At 31.2% G+C, this 23,614-nt stretch carries 21 protein-coding genes; 14 read left to right on the top strand and 7 right to left on the bottom strand.

From position 1 onward, the window contains the following. Positions 1-2: 2 nt before the first annotated feature. From AC5SL4_RS04800 to AC5SL4_RS04785, 4 genes are read right to left on the bottom strand one after another with little or no spacing between them, the layout of a single operon-like run. A complete protein-coding gene (locus tag AC5SL4_RS04800) occupies positions 3-1,484 on the bottom strand; it encodes an aldehyde dehydrogenase (protein WP_006997940.1) in 1,482 nt (493 codons plus the stop codon). Next, complete coding sequence (locus AC5SL4_RS04795; protein WP_011282323.1) at positions 1,485-2,267, bottom strand: alpha/beta fold hydrolase; 783 nt, start codon at positions 2,265-2,267, stop codon at positions 1,485-1,487. Between the two features lie 4 nt (positions 2,268-2,271). Next, positions 2,272-2,859 (bottom strand): amino acid synthesis family protein, encoded by a 588-nt coding sequence (locus AC5SL4_RS04790; protein ID WP_006997942.1) that lies wholly within the window; start codon positions 2,857-2,859, stop codon positions 2,272-2,274. Next, positions 2,859-4,025, bottom strand: a complete 1,167-nt coding sequence (locus AC5SL4_RS04785; protein ID WP_494587180.1) for an LLM class flavin-dependent oxidoreductase — start codon at positions 4,023-4,025, stop codon at positions 2,859-2,861. The genes AC5SL4_RS04790 and AC5SL4_RS04785 overlap by 1 nt, the downstream gene beginning before the upstream one ends. A 167-nt stretch (positions 4,026-4,192) precedes the next feature. On the opposite strand from AC5SL4_RS04785, the gene AC5SL4_RS04780 reads away from it, so the two are divergent. The 7 genes from AC5SL4_RS04780 (at position 4,193) to AC5SL4_RS04750 (ending at position 12,977) form a co-directional block, all read left to right on the top strand. Continuing rightward, complete coding sequence (locus tag AC5SL4_RS04780; protein WP_027307101.1) at positions 4,193-4,939, top strand: maleate cis-trans isomerase family protein; 747 nt, start codon at positions 4,193-4,195, stop codon at positions 4,937-4,939. After that, positions 4,940-6,106, top strand: a complete 1,167-nt coding sequence (locus tag AC5SL4_RS04775) for a M24 family metallopeptidase (protein WP_011282320.1) — start codon at positions 4,940-4,942, stop codon at positions 6,104-6,106. A gap of 58 nt (positions 6,107-6,164) precedes the next feature. Further along, positions 6,165-7,253, top strand: a complete 1,089-nt coding sequence (locus AC5SL4_RS04770) for an ABC transporter ATP-binding protein (RefSeq protein WP_494587179.1) — start codon at positions 6,165-6,167, stop codon at positions 7,251-7,253. Positions 7,254-7,387: 134 nt separating this feature from the next. Next, on the top strand, positions 7,388-8,509 hold the full coding sequence (locus AC5SL4_RS04765; protein WP_494587178.1) for an extracellular solute-binding protein: 1,122 nt from the start codon (positions 7,388-7,390) through the stop codon (positions 8,507-8,509). 83 nt (positions 8,510-8,592) lie between these two features. Continuing rightward, positions 8,593-9,840: an ABC transporter permease gene (locus tag AC5SL4_RS04760; RefSeq protein ID WP_006997948.1), complete on the top strand. Its 1,248-nt coding sequence runs from the start codon at positions 8,593-8,595 to the stop codon at positions 9,838-9,840. Positions 9,841-9,843: 3 nt separating this feature from the next. After that, positions 9,844-10,698, top strand: a complete 855-nt coding sequence (locus AC5SL4_RS04755) for an ABC transporter permease (protein WP_006997949.1) — start codon at positions 9,844-9,846, stop codon at positions 10,696-10,698. 56 nt (positions 10,699-10,754) lie between these two features. Beyond that, positions 10,755-12,977, top strand: a complete 2,223-nt coding sequence (locus tag AC5SL4_RS04750) for a 3-hydroxyacyl-CoA dehydrogenase/enoyl-CoA hydratase family protein (protein WP_494587177.1) — start codon at positions 10,755-10,757, stop codon at positions 12,975-12,977. Here AC5SL4_RS04750 and AC5SL4_RS04745 read toward each other — a convergent pair. Together AC5SL4_RS04745 and AC5SL4_RS04740 are read right to left on the bottom strand one after the other, a co-directional pair. Next, the gene (locus AC5SL4_RS04745; RefSeq protein WP_494587176.1) at positions 12,970-13,614 is read right to left on the bottom strand and encodes a peptidylprolyl isomerase; all 645 of its coding nucleotides are present in this window, start codon (positions 13,612-13,614) and stop codon (positions 12,970-12,972) included. The two genes, AC5SL4_RS04750 and AC5SL4_RS04745, sit on opposite strands and share 8 nt — an antisense overlap. Next, positions 13,614-14,351, bottom strand: a complete 738-nt coding sequence (locus tag AC5SL4_RS04740) for a putative zinc-binding metallopeptidase (protein ID WP_494587175.1) — start codon at positions 14,349-14,351, stop codon at positions 13,614-13,616. Before AC5SL4_RS04740 ends, AC5SL4_RS04745 begins: the two co-directional genes overlap by 1 nt. Positions 14,352-14,408: 57 nt before the next feature. On the opposite strand from AC5SL4_RS04740, the gene speB reads away from it, so the two are divergent. Both speB and AC5SL4_RS04730 read left to right on the top strand, forming a co-directional pair. After that, positions 14,409-15,374: an agmatinase gene (gene speB, locus AC5SL4_RS04735; RefSeq protein WP_271499193.1), complete on the top strand. Its 966-nt coding sequence runs from the start codon at positions 14,409-14,411 to the stop codon at positions 15,372-15,374. Positions 15,375-15,388: 14 nt separating this feature from the next. Continuing rightward, positions 15,389-16,825, top strand: a complete 1,437-nt coding sequence (locus AC5SL4_RS04730) for an aldehyde dehydrogenase family protein (protein WP_494587174.1) — start codon at positions 15,389-15,391, stop codon at positions 16,823-16,825. Between the two features lie 21 nt (positions 16,826-16,846). On the opposite strand, the gene argE is transcribed toward AC5SL4_RS04730, so the two are convergent. Beyond that, positions 16,847-18,037, bottom strand: coding sequence for an acetylornithine deacetylase (gene argE, locus AC5SL4_RS04725; RefSeq protein WP_011282310.1), 1,191 nt, complete (start codon positions 18,035-18,037; stop codon positions 16,847-16,849). A 27-nt stretch (positions 18,038-18,064) separates the two neighbouring features. On the opposite strand from argE, the gene AC5SL4_RS04720 reads away from it, so the two are divergent. From AC5SL4_RS04720 to AC5SL4_RS04700, 5 genes are read left to right on the top strand one after another with little or no spacing between them, the layout of a single operon-like run. Beyond that, positions 18,065-18,406, top strand: a complete 342-nt coding sequence (locus AC5SL4_RS04720; protein ID WP_271481508.1) for a tRNA-binding protein — start codon at positions 18,065-18,067, stop codon at positions 18,404-18,406. Positions 18,407-18,411: 5 nt separating this feature from the next. Further along, the gene (locus AC5SL4_RS04715; RefSeq protein ID WP_271486577.1) at positions 18,412-18,999 is read left to right on the top strand and encodes a LysE family translocator; all 588 of its coding nucleotides are present in this window, start codon (positions 18,412-18,414) and stop codon (positions 18,997-18,999) included. Between the two features lie 5 nt (positions 19,000-19,004). Beyond that, on the top strand, positions 19,005-21,674 hold the full coding sequence (gene acnA, locus AC5SL4_RS04710) for an aconitate hydratase AcnA (protein WP_494587173.1): 2,670 nt from the start codon (positions 19,005-19,007) through the stop codon (positions 21,672-21,674). Positions 21,675-21,676: 2 nt separating this feature from the next. Further along, the gene (locus tag AC5SL4_RS04705; protein ID WP_494587172.1) at positions 21,677-22,321 is read left to right on the top strand and encodes a hypothetical protein; all 645 of its coding nucleotides are present in this window, start codon (positions 21,677-21,679) and stop codon (positions 22,319-22,321) included. Beyond that, positions 22,314-23,612, top strand: coding sequence for a PQQ-binding-like beta-propeller repeat protein (locus AC5SL4_RS04700; RefSeq protein WP_494587171.1), 1,299 nt, complete (start codon positions 22,314-22,316; stop codon positions 23,610-23,612). Before AC5SL4_RS04705 ends, AC5SL4_RS04700 begins: the two co-directional genes overlap by 8 nt. Positions 23,613-23,614 lie beyond the last annotated feature (2 nt).

The following is a 23,614-nucleotide window of genomic DNA, read 5'->3' as shown; positions in this document are numbered from 1 at the left end:
AATTAACCCATTGTAAATGGATCAGTCATTGGTTTATCCGATGAATTTAACCATGTGGTTTTTATTCTTGTGTATTCTTTAATTGACTCAATTCCTGCTTCTTTTCCATATCCACTATCTTTAATTCCTCCAAACGGGGCCATGGGTGAAATTAACCTATAAGTATTTACAAAAGTAATTCCAGCTCTAATTGCTTTTGATACTCTCAAACCTCTTCCGAAGTTTGAGGTATAAACTCCAGAAGATAAGCCATATTTATTATCATTCATTAATTTAATCACATCCTCTTCTGTTTCAAATTTCATAACAGATAAAACTGGACCAAATAATTCATTCTCTGCTGTAGGCAAATTATGATTTTCACACTCAATAATTGTAGCTGGAAAATAATAAGCTTTACTAGATATATTGGACCTTTTTCCACCGCATCTAATTTTTCCACCTTGCTCAATTGTAGCTTTGATATTTTTTTCTATATTTTCTAGTTGTTTATAACTATTTAAAGGTCCCATTTGAGTTTCATTATCCATAGGAGCTCCTAATTTTATTTTTTCAGCCTTGGCTATTAGCTTATTTAAGAAGTCATCATAAATTTTAGATTGGATGTAAAGTCGTGATCCTGCAATACAGCTTTGACCACTTGCACCAAAGATACCAGCAGTAATTCCATTTAGTGCGTTCTCTTGCTCGGCATCATCGAATACGACAACAGGACTTTTTCCACCAAGTTCTAAGCTTACTTGCGATAAATTTTCTGCTGAATTTTTAACAATATGTTTTGCGGTTTCAGGACCACCTGTAAAAGCAATTCTTTCTACAAGGTCATGTGTAGTTAGAGCTTTACCACAAGGCTCACCTAGACCAGTAATTATATTTACAACACCTTTAGGTATACCTGATTTTTCAACTAGTTTTGCAAATTCTAATAATGTTACAGGCGCTAGTTCAGAAGCTTTTATTACAACTGTATTACCCATTGCTAATGCGGGTGCTAATTTTACTGCAGTTAATAACATTTGGGAGTTCCAAGGAATTATCGCAGCAACAACACCAATAGGTATTCTAGTAGTTGTTACTTGCATGTCTGGCTTATCAATTGGTACAACTGTTCCTTCAACTTTATCGGCTAGTCCTGCAAAATAATCGTAATACTCAGCAATATAGTTAGCTTGTGTTTTTGTTTCTCTAAAAATTTTTCCTGTATCAATTGTTTCTATAGTTCCAAGATGTTCAGCATTTTGTCTTAATTGATCTGCAAGAGACCTTAAGTATTTAGCTCTTTCTCTTGGGTGTAAATTTGACCAAGATTTTTCAAAAGCATTTTGTGCGGCCTTAACTGCTTTATCTACATCCTTCTCGTTAGCTTCAGGAACAGTTGCCCAAACTTCGTTGTTTTCTGGGTTTACAGTTTCTATTGTTTTTCCAGACTCTGAATTAACCCACAGTCCATTTATATACATTTTAAAGTTTTGAATTTTTGTCATTTATCTATTAATAAAATTTTTAAGATTGATATTAACATCATCTGCACACTCTATACTACAAAGATGTTTTCCATTATTTATCTCAATAAAACTTGAGTTTATTAAATCTTCACATAAAGATTTTGACATCTCGACAGTAGATCCTGAATCATTTGAACCTGTCATCACAAGAGTCCTAGTTTTAATATTTTTAATTATATCTGTATTGTCCTCATGATAAGCAAATAATTTGTAAGCTTTTAAAAAATTTAAATGATCTTTTTTATTTTTTGTCAAAATTTTTATAAATTGATTATAAGTTTCTGGATGGTCATTTAAGTATTGATTGGTAAACCATCTTTTTAGGGCTTGTTTTGAAATAGGTTTGTTTAATTTAGCCTGTTCAAATCTTTCTATAACCAAAGACCTTTGTTCTGAAGTTCTTTTATATGTTGTACCCATTACAACAAGGCTGTTTAGTTTGTCTTGAAATTTAGAGGCAAAATTTAGTGCAATTAAAGAACCTAAAGAAAAACCAACAAGATTAATCTTATCCACTTTTAAATATTCTAATATCGATTTTAGTTGGTTTGAAAAATCATTTAATGTTACATCTTCTTTATTGAGAATAGTTTTTCCATGCCCTAATAAATCATATGTAATTAATGAATATTCTTTGAAAGCTTCAATTTGAGGTTCCCACATCCGCTGATCAAGTCCGACACCATGAATAAAAACTACAGGAACTGTATTTTTATCATTAAATGAATAATAATTTTGATTTGGATCAAAATTTTGAAACATTAATTTATTTGGGATCTATTCCCATTTCTTTCATGTCTTGATAACGATCACCCGTTCTAGCATGAGCTCTACCTGTGGAGGCTCCACCAATTGCTATAACAATTTCATCATCAAAAGGAGCATCATGAATCGTAAATTCATGAGTTAAATAATAAGGCCTTAGACCTGAATCTGTTTTATGCATCATTGGAATAGACATTTTGGATCCAGCTGGACCTCTGGTATTGGTAAAGCTTAAATAAGATGTTCCCCCAACCGCATCTCTAAATTTATTTCCAAATCTTAAAGTGTGAATAAATGCTGAGGCATGCTCAATTTCACCATCAAGTCCGACCGTACCAGCTTTTCCATACGCCAAAATTTTTTCAGGTGATCCAATCTCCTTTATTAACTCTGGAACTAAAATATCACCTAATTTAGGTGCTAAATCTAAAATAATTGGTTTTAAATCTTCAACAAAGCCTTTTCCATGCCATGGATTTTTAAATACAGCTGCAACAGAAACCATCAAAACAGGCTCTTTAGCTTCCTTACCACCTTCGATAAAAGTTTTATCTACAAATTTTGTAAACTTTCTAAGCTCTAATTTCATTAACTTGCCTTTTCGATACTTGAATTGTCTAAATTAATCTTTGGTATAACCTCATCATTAAACAGTTTTATACTTCTCATGCAAGCCTCATGATCTATTCCAGGAAAATTAGACCAAACTTGAAGATTTTGTAAATTTAATTCTGATTTTAATTCATTTATTTTATTAACAACATATTCTGGTGTTCCAAATAATAAATTTCTTTTATGTAAAAAATCATAATTAAGTAAGTCTAATTTATGTTTTGTTTCTGGTAGTTCTTCTCCTGGATCCATATGATTACCCAAACCTCTCCAATGACAAACCCATTTCATATAATTGATAATATGCTCACCAGCCATTTTTTCAGCTTCTTGCATAGTTTCAGCAACAAACATATCTCTAACTAAAGATACACCTTCGCCAAGTGGAACATCTCTATCTTCTGCTTTAGATTTTGCGTCTCTATAAATTTCAAACCTTTTCTTTAACGCTTTAACAGTAGGTATCCACATTATTGTATTTAATCCATTTTGTGCTGCCCATTCAATTGATCGTGCACCATCAACAACTTGCCATATTGGTGGATGAGGTTGTTGTTTTGGTTTTGGTACAACACTTATTTTTTTTATTTCATTTGTTGTTGTATCTAAAAATTTTTTACTAGGAGGACTCATGTCGTGTTGCCAAGTAAAATTTGGTGATGGATAGGTATAAAATTCACCCTTGTGACTAAAAAATTCTTCTGTCCAAGCCTTTTTCATTATTGTTAAAGTCTCATCAAACAACCTAAAATTTTTAGCTTGATCTTTTAGGTCAGCTTCTTTGTTCATATTGATAGCTTCTCTTCCATAAATTCCTCTTCCAATACCAACATCAACTCTCCCTCCAGACAATTGATCTAGCAAAGCTATGTCTTCAGCAAGACGGATTGGATTATGAAAGGTAATTACATTGCAAGCTTGACCTATTCTAATTTTTTTTGTTCTGGCGGCAGCATCAACTCCCATCATTAATGGGTTGGTACAAGACTCCATTCCTTCATGATTGAAGTGATGTTCTGTATACCAAATAGAGTCCCAATTATTTTCATCACAGTAAGTAGTGATCTCTTTAGTTTCGTTTAATAATTGATTGTATGGTTTATGATTCCAATTAGTAGTGTTACAAAAATATCCAAATTTCATTCAAACCTCCTTAAATAATTAAATTTAAAGACGACTGATCCCACTTTCGTATTCTTTAGTACCGTTTAAACCTTAAGTAACGACGAGTTATGTGCGCTTTTATTAAACTCTATTTTAACTAGACTCCTAATTCAATATATATTTAATCAAAGTATTGCTGGTAATTTATGAAATTAAACAAGGTTGAACCAAAATACATTTCAAAATCTAACCCAAGAATTGGACTTATAACGCTTGGTAGCGATTTTAGAATTGAAAAGGACTTTAATAATGTGATCTATGGAAGAGATGTAGATCTGTATGTTAATCGAATACATTGTTACAATCCCTTGACCAACGAAACGTTAGCTAAAATGGCAGATGATATTACCGATGTCACTAAAGATATTTTACCAGATCAAAAAATAGATTGTGTTGCTTATGGATGTACATCAGGAACAATTGCAGCAGGTTATGATGTGATTGAAAAAAATGTGAAGTTAGCCAAGCCTGAAGCAAAAGTTACCACCCCAATTACATCTGCTATTAAGGCTTTAAAAGCTTTTAACATTAACAAAGTATCGGTTTTTACCCCTTATACAAAAAGTATAAACGACTCAGTTATAAATTATTTTAATAAAGAAAATATTGCAGTTAATGGATTAACATATTTTGATATTGAGTCTGATTTAGATATTGGAAAAGTAGATGAAGAATATTTATTTGAAGTTTTGTCAAAAATTAATTTAGAAGATAGTGAGGCATTATTTGTGTCTTGTACGGCATTACCAGTATTATCGATAATCGATAAGCTTGAAAAAAAAATGAATAAAGTCATTTTATCTAGCAATCAAACATTAATTTGGGAAAGTCTAAATGCTATTGGCTATAAAAATAGTATTGAAGGTTTTGGAAAACTATTTAAATTTAACTAAATGAATTTTACAAAAGAAGAATACAAAAATAGATTAAAGAAGGTTCAAAAATCAATGCAAGATAAAGGCATTGATGTATTAATCTCTCAGGATCCATCGAATATGAATTATTTAACAGGTTATGATGCTTGGTCGTTTTATTATGCCCAATGTGTCATAGTTCATATTAATGCAGATGAGCCCTTATGTTTTGTTAGAGACCAAGATGCTGGTGGAGCATATATTAAAACTTATTTGAAAGATGAAAATATTATAAAGTATGGTGAAAAATATATTCATAATTGGCCGCTTCACCCTTATGAAGCTTTAACAGATATTATTAAAGAAAGAAAATGGGATAAACTTTCTATTGGAGTTGAAATGGACAGTCATTATTTTACTGCCTACTGTTATGAAAAAATAAAATCAGGTTTACCCAATGCAAAAATTTCAGATTGTGAAAGATTAGTCAACTGGGTTAGAGTTGTAAAATCAGATACTGAAATTAATTTAATGAAAGCTGCATCATTAATCGTTCAAACAGGAATGAAGAAAGCTTTTGAAGTAATCAATCCTGGGGTAAGACAATGTGATGCTGTATCAGAAATACAAGCGGCTCTAATAAAGGGAACTCCTGAGTTTGGTGGAGATTATGCGTCTATTGTTCCAATGCTTCCAACTGGCAAAGGTACATCAGCATCTCATTTAACATGGACAGAAGATAAATTTGTAGAAGGCGAAGCAACAATTATTGAACTTTCAGGTTCTCATAAAAAATACCATTGTCCTATGGCAAGAACAGTGCTTCTTGGAAAAGCTGACCAGCTTAAAATTGATACAATGAAAAAAACAAACGAAGCCTTGCAGGCAGGTATTGATGCTATCAAACCAGGAAAAACTGCAGATGATGTGGCTCAGGCATTTTGGAAGGTTCTAGATAAGTACGGTATAGAGAAAACCTCTCGTACTGGATATTCTATCGGAATTGGTTACCCACCTGATTGGGGGGAACACACTTTAAATATATCAAAAGGAGATATGACAATTTTAGAGCCAAATATTACTTTTCATATGATTGCTGTTATGCAATTTGGAAATTGGGGAGTTGAAGCTTCTGAAGCAATAAGAGTTACGGATCAAGGAAGTGAGCTATTTTGTAATTTTTCAAAAGATCTTCACATTAAATAATTAAAATAAAAAAACTTGATAAATAAGCTCACAAATGTTTTAAATCCATTTAGAAAATATGACTAAAAACAAAGAATTTGTAAAATTTGACAATGTAGACAAAAGCTATGATGGCAAAGTATTGGTCGTTAAAGGATTAAATCTAGACATTGAAGAAGGTGAGTTTGTAACTATGCTAGGACCCTCTGGTTCTGGTAAAACAACTTGTCTTATGATGCTGGCTGGTTTTGAAACACCAACTCATGGAGAAATTTATTTAGATGGTAAGGTTATTTCAAATATTCCACCTCACAAAAGAGGAATAGGAATGGTATTCCAGAACTATGCTTTATTTCCACACATGACTGTTTATGAAAATTTAGCTTTTCCATTAAGAGTTAGAAAAATTCCAAAAGATGAAGCTGATAAAAAAATAGATAAAGCTTTATCCATGGTTTCACTTCATGGTTTTGAAGCAAGAATGCCGATGCAATTATCAGGTGGACAACAACAGCGTGTTGCTGTTGCAAGATCATTAGTTTTTGATCCACAAGTGGTATTAATGGATGAACCACTTGGAGCATTAGATAAAAATTTAAGAGAAAGCATGCAATATGAAATTAAACATATTCACGAAAGTATTGGTGTAACAGTTGTTTATGTAACACATGATCAAACCGAGGCGTTAACAATGTCAAATCGAATTGCAGTTTTCAATGATGGTAAAGTTCAACAGTTATCAAGCCCTGATGAATTATATGAAAAACCAGTTAATTCTTTTGTTGCTGAGTTCATTGGAGAAAATAATAAATTTTCAGGACAAGTTTTAGATATTTCAGGAGATAAATGCAAAGTAAAATTAGAAGATGGTACAGAAATTTTAGCAAATCCAGTTGCTGTAAAAGCAAAAGGAGATAAGACTAAAGTTTCACTAAGACCTGAAAGAGCAATTATAGATCCTTCAGATAAGATGGATAATAATCATAAAGGAAAAATAGAAGAAATAATTTATCACGGCGATCACACAAGACTTAGAGTTGACTTACTAGGTAATAAAGATTTTATCCTTAAAGTACCAAATAGTACTGCAAGATTAGACCTTAAAAAGGGTAATGTACTAGATATAGGCTGGAATAGTATTGACTGTAGAGCCTTAGATCCAAAATAATTTAAAAACTATCCTAATAAAATATAAATAAAATAAAGGCAAATTAGCCATAATTGCCTGTTGACTAAAGTATCCTATATTGTTTTACTTTCACTTTATAAAATAACAAACGTTAACGTTAAATAGGAGAGAAAATGAAAAAATTAAGTAAATTATTACTTGCTCTATCTTTTGTACTTTCTATCACGACTTCAGCATTTGCAGTTACTGTAGTGTCTTGGGGTGGTGCTTATACTGAAAGTCAAAAATTAGGGTATGGTGATCCTACTGCTGCTAAATTAGGTATACCTGTAAACTGGGTAGACTACACTGGTGGATTATCAGAGATTAAAGCTCAAAAAGAAGCTGGAAAAATCACTTGGGACATCATCGATGTTTACGCAAAAGACACTATCGTTGGATGTGACGAAGGAATTTTCCATGAATTCGATTTTGATAAAGACTTTGCACCTGCTCCAGATGGAACACCTGCAAGTCAGGACTTCTTTACAAGCATGCCTTCAAAATGTGCAGTTGGAAACATTCTGTACTCTTGGAACTATGCTTATAACGATGCAACAATCGGTGCTAAAAAGCCTAACTCATTGAAAGACTTTTTTGATACTAAAAACTTCCCTGGTAAAAGAGCAATTTACAAAGGTGCAATGTCTAACTTAGAGATTGCTATCACTGCAGACGGTGTAAACCCTGGTAAAGGTTCTGACTTAACTTACAGAAAACTTGAAGCAGATGGCGGTATTGATAGAGCTATGAACAAGCTTAAAGCACTTTGTACAGATCCAAATGGTGGATGTGTATTCTGGAATGCTGGAGCTCAACCACCAGAACTACTAGCTAATGGTGAAGTAGTAATGGCAACTGGTTGGAACGGTAGATTCTTTAATGCGCAAATGGAAGGAACTCCACTTGTACAAGTATGGGATGGACAAATTCTTGACTATGAATATTTTGCATTAGTTAAAGATGGTCCAGGTTATGCTGACGGTAGCGCTATGAAAGTACTTAGAGAAATGACTAGCTCAGAAGGTTTAGCTGGAAGTGCTAAGTATATTGCATACGCACCTTGGAGAAAATCTTCAATTGCTGTTATGGAAGCTGGAGAGCCTTGGTTTAAAGATGGTAAAACAAGTATGGTACCACATATGCCAACAGCACCTGCTAACACAAAAAGATACATTCTTATGAACCCTGATTTCTGGGCAGATAACCAAGATGAAATCGGTGAAAAATGGGAAGCAATGAAAGCTGGTCTATAATTTAGTTTTATAGATTAAGTTTTTGTTATAAAATATTAGGGCGGTTATAAAATAACCGCCCTTTTTTTTTAAGAATTTTAAATATGAGTACAGAAAAAATATTATCATCAGACGGGATACCTCTAGAGATAAGCCTAAAAAAAGCTGAGAGAAAAAATAAGCTAAAGGCTTTAATGCTTGTAGGTCCGTTATTTTTATTCCTTATAATTACATACATATTTCCAATAGGAGACATGCTATTTAGAAGTGTAGATGATCGTATGATCACACAAAAATTACCTAACACATTTGCTGCTTTAGAAAAATGGGATGGAAAAGAATTGCCTGATGAAGCAACTTATGAGGCGTTTTATAAAGATTTCTATCCATTGGCTATAAACAAAGAAGCTGGAAAATTATATCAGAGATTAAACTATGAAAAATCTGGTTTTAGTAGTGGATTAAAAAAAACAAATAGAACAATTAAAAAATTTGAAAAAGCTAATTATAAAGAACAATTTATGGCAACCCATAAAATATGGAAAGACGTGGATTATTGGATTGCTTTAAAGAATACTGCTCCAAATTGGTCTTATGCAAAATATCTAAAAGGTCTTGATTTAAAATTTGATCAAGACAGAAATATTATTCAACAAGATGAAGACAGGAGAATTCATAAAATCCTCTGGTTAAGAACTATAAAAGTTGCATTCTGGGTAACTGTATTCTGCTTTTTGCTTGCTTACCCAATTTCACATTTATTGGCCACACTACCAATGAAATATAGTAATTTATTGATGATATGTGTGTTGTTGCCCTTTTGGACATCACTATTAGTTAGAACTTCTAGCTGGATGGTTTTACTTCAACAACAGGGCCCTATAAACGACCTAATTGTTTGGCTAGGTTGGGCTGCTGATGATAATAGACCTGAGTTAATGTATAATGTTGTTGGCACTTTTGTTGCAATGACACAAATTTTATTACCTTTTATGGTTTTGCCACTTTACAGTGTGATGAAAACAATATCTCCAAGCTTAATGAGAGCTGGAAAATCATTAGGTGGAACTCCATTTACTGCATTTAGACAAATTTATTTTCCATTAACAATTCCAGGAATTGGTGCAGGCTGTTTATTAGTTTTTATTTTAGCTATAGGTTACTATATCACTCCAGCATTAGTTGGTGGAGCGAGTGGATCATTGATTAGTAATACGATTGCGTATCATATGAAGAGTTCTTTAGATTGGTCGTTTGCTGCAGCATTAGGTTCTATGCTGTTAGTTGGAGTGTTAACAATCTACTGGATCTATAATAAATTAGTGGGAATTGATAATATTAAACTAGGATAAATTATGGCATTACCAACTTACACATCCTGGAATTATAGAATTTGGCATTATACTTATTTAACAATTTGTGGGTTGGTATTTTTCTTTTTAATAGCACCGCTATTTGTAATTTTACCACTTTCATTTAATGCAGAACAATACATTCACTTTTCCAAGGGAATGATAGCCCTTGACCCAGACGCATTTTCATTAAGATGGTACGAAGACATGATCTATGGGACTAAAAATCCTTGGGGACTTGCGACAAAAAACAGTTTAATAATAGCTTTCTTTGCTACAATTGGATCTACAGTACTTGGAACGGTAGCTGCTCTAGGGTTAAGTAGTAGGCATATGCCATATAAAGCAGCGTTCATGGCTTTATTAATATCTCCAATGATTGTGCCATTAATTATCTCAGGAACAGCAATATTCTTCTTTATGGCAAAAGTAGGTTTAGCTGCAACACATACAGGAATAATTTTATCTCATATTATTTTGGGTACACCGTTTGTAGTTATTACAGTTACAGCAACTTTAACAGGTTTTGATCATAGTGTAACACGTGCTGCATCAAGTTTGGGGAGTAATCCAGTTAATACTTTTATGAAAATAACATTACCATTAATTTTACCTGGTGTTATTTCTGGTGCATTATTTGCCTTTGTAACTTCATTTGATGAAGTTGTTGTTGTGTTATTCTTAGCAGGACTTGAAAACACTACTATTCCAATTCAAATGTGGGTTGGTCTAAGGGAACAGCTAAGCCCAACAATAATGGCAGTGGCAACTTGTTTAATTATAATGTCCACATTAATTCTTGTTAGTGCAGAACTTTTAAGAAGAAGGTCTGAAAGACTAAGAGGAATTAATAGGTAATTGATTTACTAAGATCATTTTTTTTATTATAAACAATTCTTCAATTTTTAAATCTTATGGAAATTAAAAAAGTAGTAGTTATAGGTTCAGGAACTATGGGTAGTGGAATTGCAGCGCATTTGTGTAATGCAAATATTCCAGTAACTTTATTGGATTTAAAAACTGAAATAAGTGAGCAAGCACGGGATAAAATTTACAAATCGAGACCACCACTTTTGTTAGATAAGTCCAAAATAAAAAACATTAAAGTAGGAAACATTTTAGATAATTTTGATGAAGTAAAAGAAGCTGACTGGGTAGTAGAAGCTGTTGTTGAAAGAATAGATATTAAACATGATATCTATAAAAAAATATTCAAAGAAAGAAAAAAAGGTGCGATAGTATCTTCAAACACATCATCTATTCCTATCAAAATATTATCTCAACACTTATCAGAGGAAGAAAAAAAAGATTTTTGTATTACTCACTTTTTTAATCCAGTCAGATACATGGGATTATTAGAGATAGTTAAAAATGAAAATAATGATTTAGATAAAATAAACTCTCTAAAAGCTTTTTGTGAAACAGAACTTGGAAAAGGTGCAATTATTTGTAATGACACGCCAGGCTTTTTAGGAAATAGAATAGGTGTTTATGCAATGCAAGTTGCAATGACTGAAGCTTTTAAAATGAAACTTAGCATAGAAGAAGCTGATGCAATTTTTGGAAGACCAATGGGTATACCAAAAACAGGTGTGTTTGGTCTTTATGACTTAATTGGTATTGATTTAATGGCCGATGTTTTAAAAAGTTTTATTAAAGAATTATCAGAAAATGACCCTTTTCAAGTAGTTGCAAAAGAAATTCCTTTAGTAAAAAAATTAATTGAAACAGGATATACCGGCCGAAAAGGCAAGGGTGGATTCTATAGAGTTAACAAAACTGGTGAAGTTAAGGTTATGGAAGCAATTAATCTTGAAACTGGAGAATACTCTGCAAGTAAAAAAATTAATATTAAATCAGACAAAATAGACCTTAAAGAATTAATTTCTAGAGAGGATAAGTATGGTGAGTATGCTTGGTCTGTTATTTCTAAGATTATCAAATATGCTTCTTCTTTAGTTCCATCAATTACAAAAGATTTCAATGATATTGATGAAGCAATGAGATTAGGTTTTAATTGGACTAAAGGTCCATTTGAAATGTTAGAAGAAATCAGAGTTGAAACTTTTTTTGGTAAGATTGATGACGTTAAAGGAAATGCTTTTTTAGAAAATTTATCTAAAAACAGAAATCAAGATTTTTATGGATCTAGACAAAAATACACTGACATTGAAACGTTTGGAAAAGCTAAAAAGAAAGCATTAAGTGTAGATGGAAACAGTTCAGCACAGATATATAGATTTAATGATTATAATATTGTTGAGTTTACCACTAAAGCAAATGCTCTAGATTATGATTCAATGGATGCTTTAAAAAAAGCCACAGACAAACCTTTAATTATAATAAATGAAAGCATGCAGTTTTCTGCTGGAGTAAACTTGAGTTATACAATGGATTTTGCGAACAAAAATGATTTTAAATCCATAGAAAAATTTATTAGATATTTTCAAGAAACCTGCAAGCATCTTAAGTATTCTAATCACCCGGTGATATCTGCACCATCAGGTTTAACTCTTGGAGGTGGATTTGAAGTAATGGTCCAAAGTAATTTTGTTGCTTCACATACAAATATTGTAGTTGGATTAGTGGAAACAATAGTTGGACTGATACCAGCTGGAGGTGGATGTAAGGAAATGTTGGCAAGATGGCTTGATACAGACGAGGCTAAAAAAGACCCTCATTATGCACCACTTAAAGTATTTGATATTATTGGTTATGGAAAAACAGCAACTTCACCAATTGAGGCAGAACCATTAAAATACTTAAGACCAGAAGATAAAAAAATAATGAATAGAAATAGTTTACTAGAAGTTTCAAAAAAGATCTTAGACGACAATAAAGAATTTAAAACTCCAACAGAGACTGAATTTAAATTACCAGGAAAAGAAATTTTAATAGAAATGAATAAAATTATAGAAAAACTTTATAAAGAAAAAATTATTCGTGAGCACGGTGTTACAGTTGCAAAGGAATTGGCCCATGTCTTGAGTGGGGGAGACACAACTATTCATAAGACTTTATCGGAAGATGATTTATTTAAGCTAGAATTAGATGCGTTTATGAGATTAATCGAAACAAAAGAAACACAAGATAGAATTAAACACACACTAGCAACAGGAAAACCTTTAATTAATTAAGCATTTTAAAGGAATTAATAAAATCTGGTCTTAAAATATATTCTGAGCGTTTTTCATATTTTATTTTTTTTAAGACTTCTAGACCGTAAAGAACTTTACCAACAGGTGTATATTCACCTTCAAATAATGGTTCATCCTGTAAGATAATAAAAAATTGACTGTCTTCAGTATCGTTCTTAAATGTTCGAGCTAATCCCACACTACCTTTTGTGTAATTAAAGTTATTATCAATTTCTGATTTAATTGTACCTAAACCTGATTTTCCAGTACCAATTTTTCCATAATCTAAGTTTCCCTTCTTACCAAACTCTAAGTCACCAGCCTGAATAAGTTTATTTTCAATTACCCTATGAAAAGCAATATTTTCATAAGCGTTAGATCTAATTAAAGTTACAAATCTTTGAACGGCATTAGGTGAGATATTGGGATAAAGTTCTATAATTACATTTCCACAAGGTGCATTTAAAATTGCTATATTATTTGGTTCCTTAAAGACAATATCCTTTGGATTAATATCTTCGATAAATAAACATTTATTTTTAACTATAAAATATGTGCAGAAAGTTGCGATACCTAATAAAATTAAAAAAACAAAAATAAATTTTTCTGATGTGGAAGCTTTAATTTTTTTTATCATTAGAAAGTAAAAGAATTATCTATTTCTTTTATTTTATTTTCAATATACGAAATTTTATTATTTAAAATAGGATCTAATTTACGAATTTGATTAATTTCTTTTTTCTCTAAGAAGATCATATGCGAATAAACTTCTGCCATATCTTCTGAGGCTGTTGATTTAGAGTATTCTGTAAAAAACCCATCAGTCTCTTGATATTTTTCTAAAGATATATTCTTTGTGCATGTAGAACATTCAGCGTATTTAAATTCAAAATTATTAAATTTAGCCCATTCTTCTTCATTAAAAATATTTTGGTACTGAAGATGCATTACATGAAAAACTTCATGATGAATTACTCTTTCAAAATATTTCTCATTAAATTTGATATCTAGTATTAATGTTTTCATTATATTATCTGGAATACCAGCTGTATATAGTTCTGAGATAGATAAATTTTGACACATTACAATATATTTGAGATTAATTTTTTTTAGATAGTCATAAGAGTATCTATTAAGATTTTTATGAATAATCTTATATTTTAATTCTAAATCTTTCTTATTCGGATTTGAACAAACAATGTTTTTTTGAGTGCCTAGTTGGAAGGGTCTTGCTGCATAAAAATATCTAAGTTTATTTTTGGTATTTATTTCATAAATCTCTAAGTTAGGTATCTTAATTAAATCATAAATAGTATTTGCCTTTAGAGGTGTAATTAAAAAAATTAATAGTAAAATAGCTCTTATTAAGTTCATAATTTTAAAGATAGAAGATATTCCATTCTTAAGGAATGTGGTACATTTTATTTATAAATGAAAAAAGAAAGAAACAAAAATCCAGTACAACCAATAAGTGGAACTAAAGTTCCAAGATTTGCTGGGCCATCTACTTTTGCAAGATTACCAGAATTAAGAGATGTTGAGAGTTGTGACGTAGCAATTGTTGGAATCCCATTTGATGCAGGTACTAGTTACAGACCTGGTGCGAGATTTGGACCTATGAGTATTAGACAGGCGTCAAGACATTTAAGAACTAATTATCATCCAAGTTACGATGTTGAACCATTTAAAGTTCAGCAAGTTGCTGATGCAGGCGACATCACATGTAACCCATTTAACATTGATGAAGCCATTAAACAAATAGAAGAGGGCGCTACGGAACTTTTAAATAAAGTAGGTGGCATTATTAGTTTAGGAGGTGATCATACAATTGCTCTTCCTTTGCTAAGAGCTATTAATAAAATGAATAATGGGCCAGTTGCTTTAGTACATTTTGATGCTCACCTAGATACATGGGACACATATTTTGGAGCGCCCTATACTCATGGAACTCCTTTTAGAAGAGCAAGAGAAGAAAATTTATTTTTAGATGATGCTTCAATGCATGTTGGGATTAGAGGTCCTCTTTACAGTAGAGATGATATTAAAAATGATGAAGAGTTTGGTTTTAAAATCATTCACTGTGATGAATTTCAAACACAAGGTACAGATAAAATTGCTGAAAGAATAAGAAAAAGAGTTGGGAACAATCCACTTTATTTATCTATTGACATAGATGTTTTGGATCCTGCTTTTGCACCAGGAACGGGTACACCCGAAATTGCAGGAATGACTACAAGAGAAATGGTTAATGTTATAAGAGGCCTTTCAGGTTTAAATTTAATTTCTGCGGATGTAGTTGAAGTGTCTCCAGCATATGACCATGCAGAAGTTACATCTTTAGCAGCAGCTACAATTGTTTATGAATTAACTAATTTGTTTGCAAAAGTTAAAAGATAATATAATTTTTAGAAATGCTAGATAAAAAAAAATTTTATATAAATGGAGAATGGGTTTCTCCAAAAAAATCAAATGATTTCAAAGTAATTGACCCTTCAACTGAAGAGGAATGCGCAGTTATATCTTTAGCTGGAGTTGATGATGTAAATGATGCTGTAAGTGCTGCAACTAGAGCATTTGAAACTTGGGCCTTTTCCACTAAAGAAGAAAGATTAAAGTATTTAGAAGCCCTTTATGAAGTTTATAAAAAAAGATGGAATGATATGGCTGAGGCAATCTCACTTGAAATGGGATCGCCGATAGATTTTTCAACACAATTACAAGCGGGAACTGGAGCTAGCCACATAAAATCCTATATAAAAGTTTTAAAAGAATACACATTTGAAGCAAAATTAGGAGAACATGCTCTTAATAATAATATTTTGCATGAACCAAAAGGAGTTTGTGCATTAATTACTCCATGGAATTGGCCAATGAATCAGGTTTGCTTGAAAGTGATTCCTGCTATAGCAGCTGGATGTACAATGGTTCTTAAACCATCTGAGATAGCTCCATTATCATCAATAATTTTAGCAGAAATGATTGACGAAATTAAACTACCAAAAGGCGTTTTTAATCTTATTAACGGAGATGGTGCTGTTGCTGGTAATGCACTTACTAGTCATCCAGATGTAAACATGGTTTCATTTACAGGATCAACTAGAGCAGGTGCTTTAATTTCTCAAAATGCTGCAAGTGATTTTAAAAGAATTAGTCTTGAACTTGGAGGGAAAGGTGCAAATATCATATTTAAAGATGCTGACGCTGAAGCAGTTGAAAGAGGTGCTTTAAGATGTTTTAGAAATTCAGGGCAATCATGTAATGCTCCAACAAGAATGTTAGTTGAAAAATCAATCTATGCAGATGCAGTGGAAAGAGTTAAAAATTTTGCTAACTCAATGAAAGTTGATGTTGCAACAAAAAATGGTGATCATATTGGTCCTGTTGTTTCAAAAACTCAATTTGAAAAAATTCAAACATTAATACAGATTGGAATTGACGAAGGTGCAAAATTAGTTGCTGGTGGAACAGGCAAACCAGATGGCCTTGATAAAGGTTATTTTGTTAAACCTACAGCATTTGCGGATGTTAATAACCAAATGCAGATTGCAAGAACAGAAATATTTGGTCCTGTTTTGTCAATTATACCTTTTGAAACTGAAGAAGAAGCTATTGCTATAGCTAATGACACTCCGTATGGATTATTAAATTTTATTCAAACTCAAGATCAAGAAAAAGCGAATAGAGTTGCTAGAAAATTAAGATCAGGAATGGTCGATATTAATGGTGCAGGCTTAGCTCCTGATGCCCCTTTTGGTGGATACAAACATTCAGGTATTGGCCGTGAAGCTGGTAAATTAGGTTTAGAAGAATATTTAGAAGTTAAGGTAGTTAGTGGTTGGAACGATTAATTTAACTAAATTAACAATTTGTTAATTTATTACAGATTTTTCTTTAATGCCATCAAGCAAGCTTAAACATTTTTTAAGCTCATCAAGAATTATAAATTCATCAATTTTGTGAGCTTGCTCAATCGAGCCTGGTCCACACACAACTGTGCTTATTCCTATTTCTTGAAATAAACCAGCTTCAGTTCCAAATGACACAACTTCTCTTGTGTTGTCTCCTGTTAAACTTGAAACTAGTTCACAAGCATTCGATTTTTCATCTCTATCAAAACCAGTGACTTCACCAATAATTTTTTTTTTAATTGATGCGTTAGGAAAAACTTTTTTCATATCTGGTAAAAGTATTTCATTTGCATATTTATCTATTTTTGCATTTAAAAAAACACCATCTTCTTTGACGACAGGTCTTGTTTCCCAATTCACATGACATTTATCCGCTATTACATTGTGTGCTATACCGCCAAAAATCCCTCCAATTGATAAAGTAGAGTGAGGAGGGTCAAAAATAGAGTCTTTAGGTGATCTTTCTTTTAATTCTTCTCTTAATTCAATTAGTTTATTCACATATCTTGATGCGTATTCAACAGCACTAACTCCCTTGTGTGGAGCAGAACTATGACCTGCTAAACCCTCAAAATAAGTTGTGTATTCATAACATCCTTTGTGTGCATCTATTATTTTCATATTAGTAGGCTCACCAATTATACAAATTCCATCTTTAACACCTCTTTTTTTTAACTCTTCAATTAAAATTGGAGCTCCTATACAGGCAGTTTCTTCATCAAACGTATATGAGAAATGAATATCTCTATCTAAATTAGCTTTTGCATAAATAGGAGCAAAAGCTAACGTGCAAGCTATAAAACCTTTCATATCACAAGAACCTCTACCAAAAAGTTTGTCATCTTTTATTGTTGCAACAAATGGATCGGTACTCCATCCCTTAGAAACTGGAACAACATCAGTATGACCTGATAAAATTATAGGTTTTTTATTACTAGGTTTCTTTGCTTTAAGTGTAGCAAAAAGATTAACTCTTTTTTTTTCATCGTCAAAAGTTTTAAATGAAGTAGCACCTAGTTTGTTTAGAATTTCATCACAATAGTTAATTAATGAACTATTGTCTTCTCCAGATATAGTTTTGAAACTAATTAAATCAGTTAAGATTTTAACAGAGTTGTTGAATAATTGATCTGAACTATTTTCTGTACTCATAATATAGTTGTATTATATATTAAATTTATGAAAGAACAAATAACCTATGATATTTTTGATAAAATAGACATTAGAGTAGGCACTGTAATATCAGTTAAAAAAAATGAAAAAGCTAGAAAACCCTCACTAGTAATTGAAGTGGATTTTGGAAAAGATATAGGTGTTAAACAATCATCCGCACAAATTACGCATTATTACAATGAAGAAAATTTAAAAGGTAAACAAGTTATTGGTGTTTGTAACTTTCCAGAAAAAAATATTGCAGGTGTAGTTTCACAAGTTCTTATTTTAGGTTCGATTGATAATGAAGGCAAAGTTATACTAGTTCACCCATCTCAACAATCAGAGAATGGGCTTCCAATAGCTTAAACTTTATGCATCCTGAATTATTTTTATTGATTGGAATTTCTTGTTCATTAGGTTTTACACCAGGACCTAATAATGCTGTTGCTTCTTACTCAGGTTTTAATTTTGGTATAAAAAAAACAATTCCATTGATAATGGGAGTTTGGTTGGGTTATACTGTGTTAGTAATTTTGATCAATTTTGTATTGATATCAACTTTTATTAAATATCCACTAATCCAGGAAGTGATCAGAATATTAGGAACTTTATTCCTCATATATTTAGCTTATAAAATTTCATTTTCTGAAACATCCAAAGAGGGTAAAAAAATTAATCCAGTAAAATTTATCGATACTTTTACATTCCAGTTTTTAAACCCTAAAGGAGTAATGGCAGCTATTACATTGATCTCAAAATTTGTATTAGAAAACGATTACTTAAATAGTTCTTTAACAGTTATTATCGTTTGCTCTTTGACAGCTCTAACAAGTATTACAGCATGGGCTTTTTTAGGTAAGTTTTTAAGGAATTTTGCGACAAATAATAATTTTATTAAACGATTTAATTATGCTATGTCCTTGCTACTTATTGTTTGTATAATAGGGTTCTATATCTAAATTAAATGAAACCAGGAAATCAAAATTCTTATAACTCCCTAAAAACTATCAGTATTAATGATAGGGACTACAAATATTATGCTTTAGTAGAAGCAGAAAAGAACGGTTTAGATGGAATTTCAAAACTTCCAAAGTCATTAAAAGTTTTGTTAGAAAATCTTTTAAGATACGAGGACGATCTGTCAGTTACTAAAAGTCAAATAGAAGCAATTAAAGAATGGCTAAAGACAAAAAAATCATTAACTGAGATAGCTTATAGACCAGCTAGAGTTTTGTTACAGGACTACACGGGAATACCAGCAGTTGCTGATCTTGCAGCTATGAGAGAAGCGGTTAAAGAAAAAAATAAAGATCCCAATACAATCAACCCACTTTCTGCAGTTGATCTAGTTATTGATCACTCTGTACAAGTAGATAAATCTGCAAACTCAGATTCATTTGAAAAAAATGTTGATATTGAATTTAAAAGAAATGGTGAGAGATATTCTTTTTTAAAATGGGGACAACAAGCTTTTAATAACTTTAGAATTGTTCCCCCTGGAACTGGGATTTGTCACCAGGTCAATTTAGAATATTTATCAAAAGTAGTCTGGTCTGAAAAATTTCAAAACGAAGACTATTTATTTCCTGACACGTTAGTTGGTACTGATAGTCACACTACTATGGTTAATGGTTTATCAGTTCTTGGTTGGGGTGTTGGTGGAATAGAAGCTGAAGCTGGAATGTTAGGTCAGCCAATTTCAATGTTAATTCCAGAAGTAATAGGATTTGAAGTTAAAAATAAAATGCCAGAAGGTACTACTGCGACAGATTTAGTTTTAACAGTTGTAAAAATGTTAAGAGATAAAGGAGTTGTTGGAAAATTTGTTGAATTTTATGGTGAAGGTTTAAAGAATTTAACTCTTGCTGATAGAGCAACAATTGCAAATATGGCACCAGAATATGGAGCAACATGTGGCTTTTTCCCAATTGATGAAGAGACATTAAAGTATTTAAGATTCTCAGGTAGAGATGAGAACACAGTAAATATAGTTGAGAAATATGCAAAAGAACAAGGTTTATGGGCTAATGACCAAGTTGAATTTACTGATACCTTATCGTTAGATATGTCTACAGTTGTTCCAACTATTTCAGGACCTAAAAGACCTCAGGACAAAGTTTTATTAACAGATGCATCTACCGGATTTAAAAAAGTTTTTGAAGATGCAACTAATAGAAAAGAACAGCATATTTCAAAAGTATCAGGAACAGATTATGAAATTAAAGATGGCTCAATATTAATTGCAGCTATTACTTCATGTACAAATACATCCAATCCAAATGTATTAATTGGTGCTGGGTTATTAGCAAAAAAAGCAGTTGAACTTGGTTTAGAAACCAAACCTTGGGTTAAAACATCATTAGCACCAGGCTCACAAGTAGTTACAGATTATTTAGCAAAAGCAGGACTGAATGTATTTTTAGATAAACTTGGTTTCAATTTGGTTGGATATGGTTGCACGACTTGCATAGGAAATTCAGGCCCTTTACCAGAGGAAATTGTTAAAGCAATAGACAAGGAAAACATCTACGCTGTGTCAGTTTTATCTGGAAATAGAAATTTTGAAGGAAGAATTTCTCCACATATAAAAGCTAATTACTTAGCATCACCACCACTTGTAGTAGCTTATGCACTTGCTGGTCACATGGAATTTGATTTATACAAAGAGCCTTTAGGAAAAAGTAAAGATGGTAAAGATGTATTTTTAAAAGATATTTGGCCATCTAATAAGGAAATTGAAGACACATTAAGAGAATCTCTAAATGCAGAGATGTTTGTTAAAAGATATTCAAATGTTTCAGAAGGCCCTAAACAGTGGCAAGAAATTAAAACTGAAAATACCAGTATTTACAATTGGGATTCAAGTTCAACTTATGTGAAGAAACCGCCATTTTTTGAAAATTTATCTGATCAACCTGAGGGTTTTAAACCTATTAAAGAGGCAAGACCACTTTTGATTTTAGGGGATATGGTTACAACTGATCATATTTCTCCAGCAGGAAATATTCAAAAAGAAAGCCCAACAGGTGAGTATTTTATGGAACATCAAATACTTCCAACAGATTATAACTCTTATGGATCAAGAAGAGGAAACCATGAGGTAATGATGAGAGGAACTTTTGCAAATATTAGAATAAGAAATGAAATGGCACCAGGAACAGAAGGTGGGTTTACAAAATTATATCCAGAAGAAAAAGTAATGCCAGTTTATAATGCTGTTGAGGAATATAAAAAAAGAGGCACAGACCTTGTTGTTATAGGTGGAAAAGAATATGGAACAGGATCGTCAAGAGATTGGGCTGCCAAAGGAACAAAACTATTAGGTGTTAAAGTTGTAATAGCAGAAAGTTTTGAAAGAATTCATAGATCTAATTTAATTGGAATGGGTGTTTTACCTCTACAATTTACCGAAGGACACGATAGGGTAAACTTAAAATTAATTGGTTCAGAGTTGATAACAGTTCTTCAAATTGAAGAGGGTATAAATGCATCAGATCATGTTCAAGTTGAAATAAAATATGCCTCGGGAGACATTAAAAAGATCAAAACGCTATGTAGAATAGACACTAAAAACGAATTAGAGTATTATAAAAATGGTGGAATACTTCAGTATGTATTAAGGAATATGATATAGAAATGGACGAAGAAATTACAATCATAGATACAAACGCAAGAAATGAGAGAATAAAAAATTTTTTTATAGATAATAAAAAAAAACTTATAATAATTATTTCAATAATATTAGTAATTATAATTGGCTATCTATCATTTGAAAATTCTAAAGAAAAAAATAAAATTAAATTAGCTAATCAATACAACTTAGCATTAATAGATCTTAATCCTGAAAATAAACAAAAAACAATTGATGAAATGGTTAATGTTGTAAAAAGTAATGATGCAACTTATTCTCCATTAGCTTTATACCATCTACTAGACAATAATTTATTAGAGAACAATGATGAGATAAATATATTATTTAATGAGTTAATTGAAAATACAAAACTTGATAATGAAATTAAGAATTTGATTATATATAAAAAAGCATTATTTAATTCAGACTTTGTTAGTGAAAATGAATTATTGAAAATACTTAATCCAGTAATTAATTCTGAAAGTATCTGGAAGTCTCATGCATTATACTTACTTGCAGAATTTTTTTATTCAAAAGATGAAAAACAAAAAGCTAAAGAATTTTTTAACCAAATTATAATTTTACCTAATGCTAACAACACAATTAAAACTGAGTCACAAAAGAGACTAAACAGAGACCTTGGTGAATAAAGTACTATTATCAGTCCTAATCCTCTTAATTTTAAACAATTGCTCAACTAGTAAAAAAGCAGGTTTTTGGAATAAAGATGACAAAAATCAACAGCAAATTGAAAATAACAAAACTATTTTAACCAAACAAATAAGACCTGAAGAAGAATTTAATTCAAATCTTTATGTTAAAATATCAAATGGCAAGCTAAATCAAAACAGCTTGAATGATCAAAATGATACTGGCGAACTAACTTATGAAGGGGTCTTAGAAAAAATTGGAAAATATAACTTTTCTAAATTTAATGATTTTGATTTTATAAGTCCCAGCCCTTTATTTTATAATAATAATTTAGTTTTTTATGACAACAAAGGTGAAATAACTTTTTACGATGAAAACCAAAAAACTTTATGGAAAAATAATTTTTACAATAAAAGTGAAAAAAAAATTAGGCCAAGACTAAATTTTGCATTAAAAAACAATATATTAATTGTAACAGATGATGTGGCAAAATATTATGCAATTAATATTGATACAGGAGAGCTATTATGGACAAAAACAAACATAGTTCCTTTTAACTCTAACATTAAAATAAAAAATGATGTTTTTTATGTGGTCGATTATAAAAATATTCTAAGATCAATATCAATAAAGGATGGATCAGAAATATGGAATTTAAAAACTGAAGAGTCTTTAACAAAATCAAATACCCAAATATCAATTGCGATCGATGATAAAAATATTTATTTTAATAATTCAATTGGAGACATCACAGCGGTAGATATAAAATCTGGTCAACTGGTGTGGCAACTACCCACACAAAATAATAATATTAGTCAAAATGCATTTCAATTATCTAATTCAGAATTAGTTATCAATGAAAACACAATATTTTTCTCTAATAATAAAAATGAATTTTATTCTATTGATAGTGCTACAGGATTAATTAATTGGAAAACTGAGATTAGCTCAGATCTTAAACCTGTTGTTATTGGCAAACTTATAATAACCATATCTGAAAAAGGATATTTATATATTATTGACAAAAAATCAGGGAATATAATAAGAATTAACGATTTATATAAAAACTATAAAGATAAAAAAAGAAACCAAATAAAACCTACTGGTTTTATCGTAGCTTTGAATAAAATATATTTAACTAATAGTGACGGAAAATTAATTATTGTAAATAGTAATGAAGGTAACATCTTGAATGTAGTAAAAGTTTCAGGAAGTAAAATTTTGCAGCCATTTATAAATGAAAATAATCTTTTTTTAATAAGCAACGGTTCTATTATCAAATTTAATTAGTA

This window comes from Candidatus Pelagibacter sp. PS_02, assembly GCF_059418065.1.
Note: the sequence above shows the minus strand (reverse complement) of the source record. Positions and strands in the feature narration are given on the sequence as shown.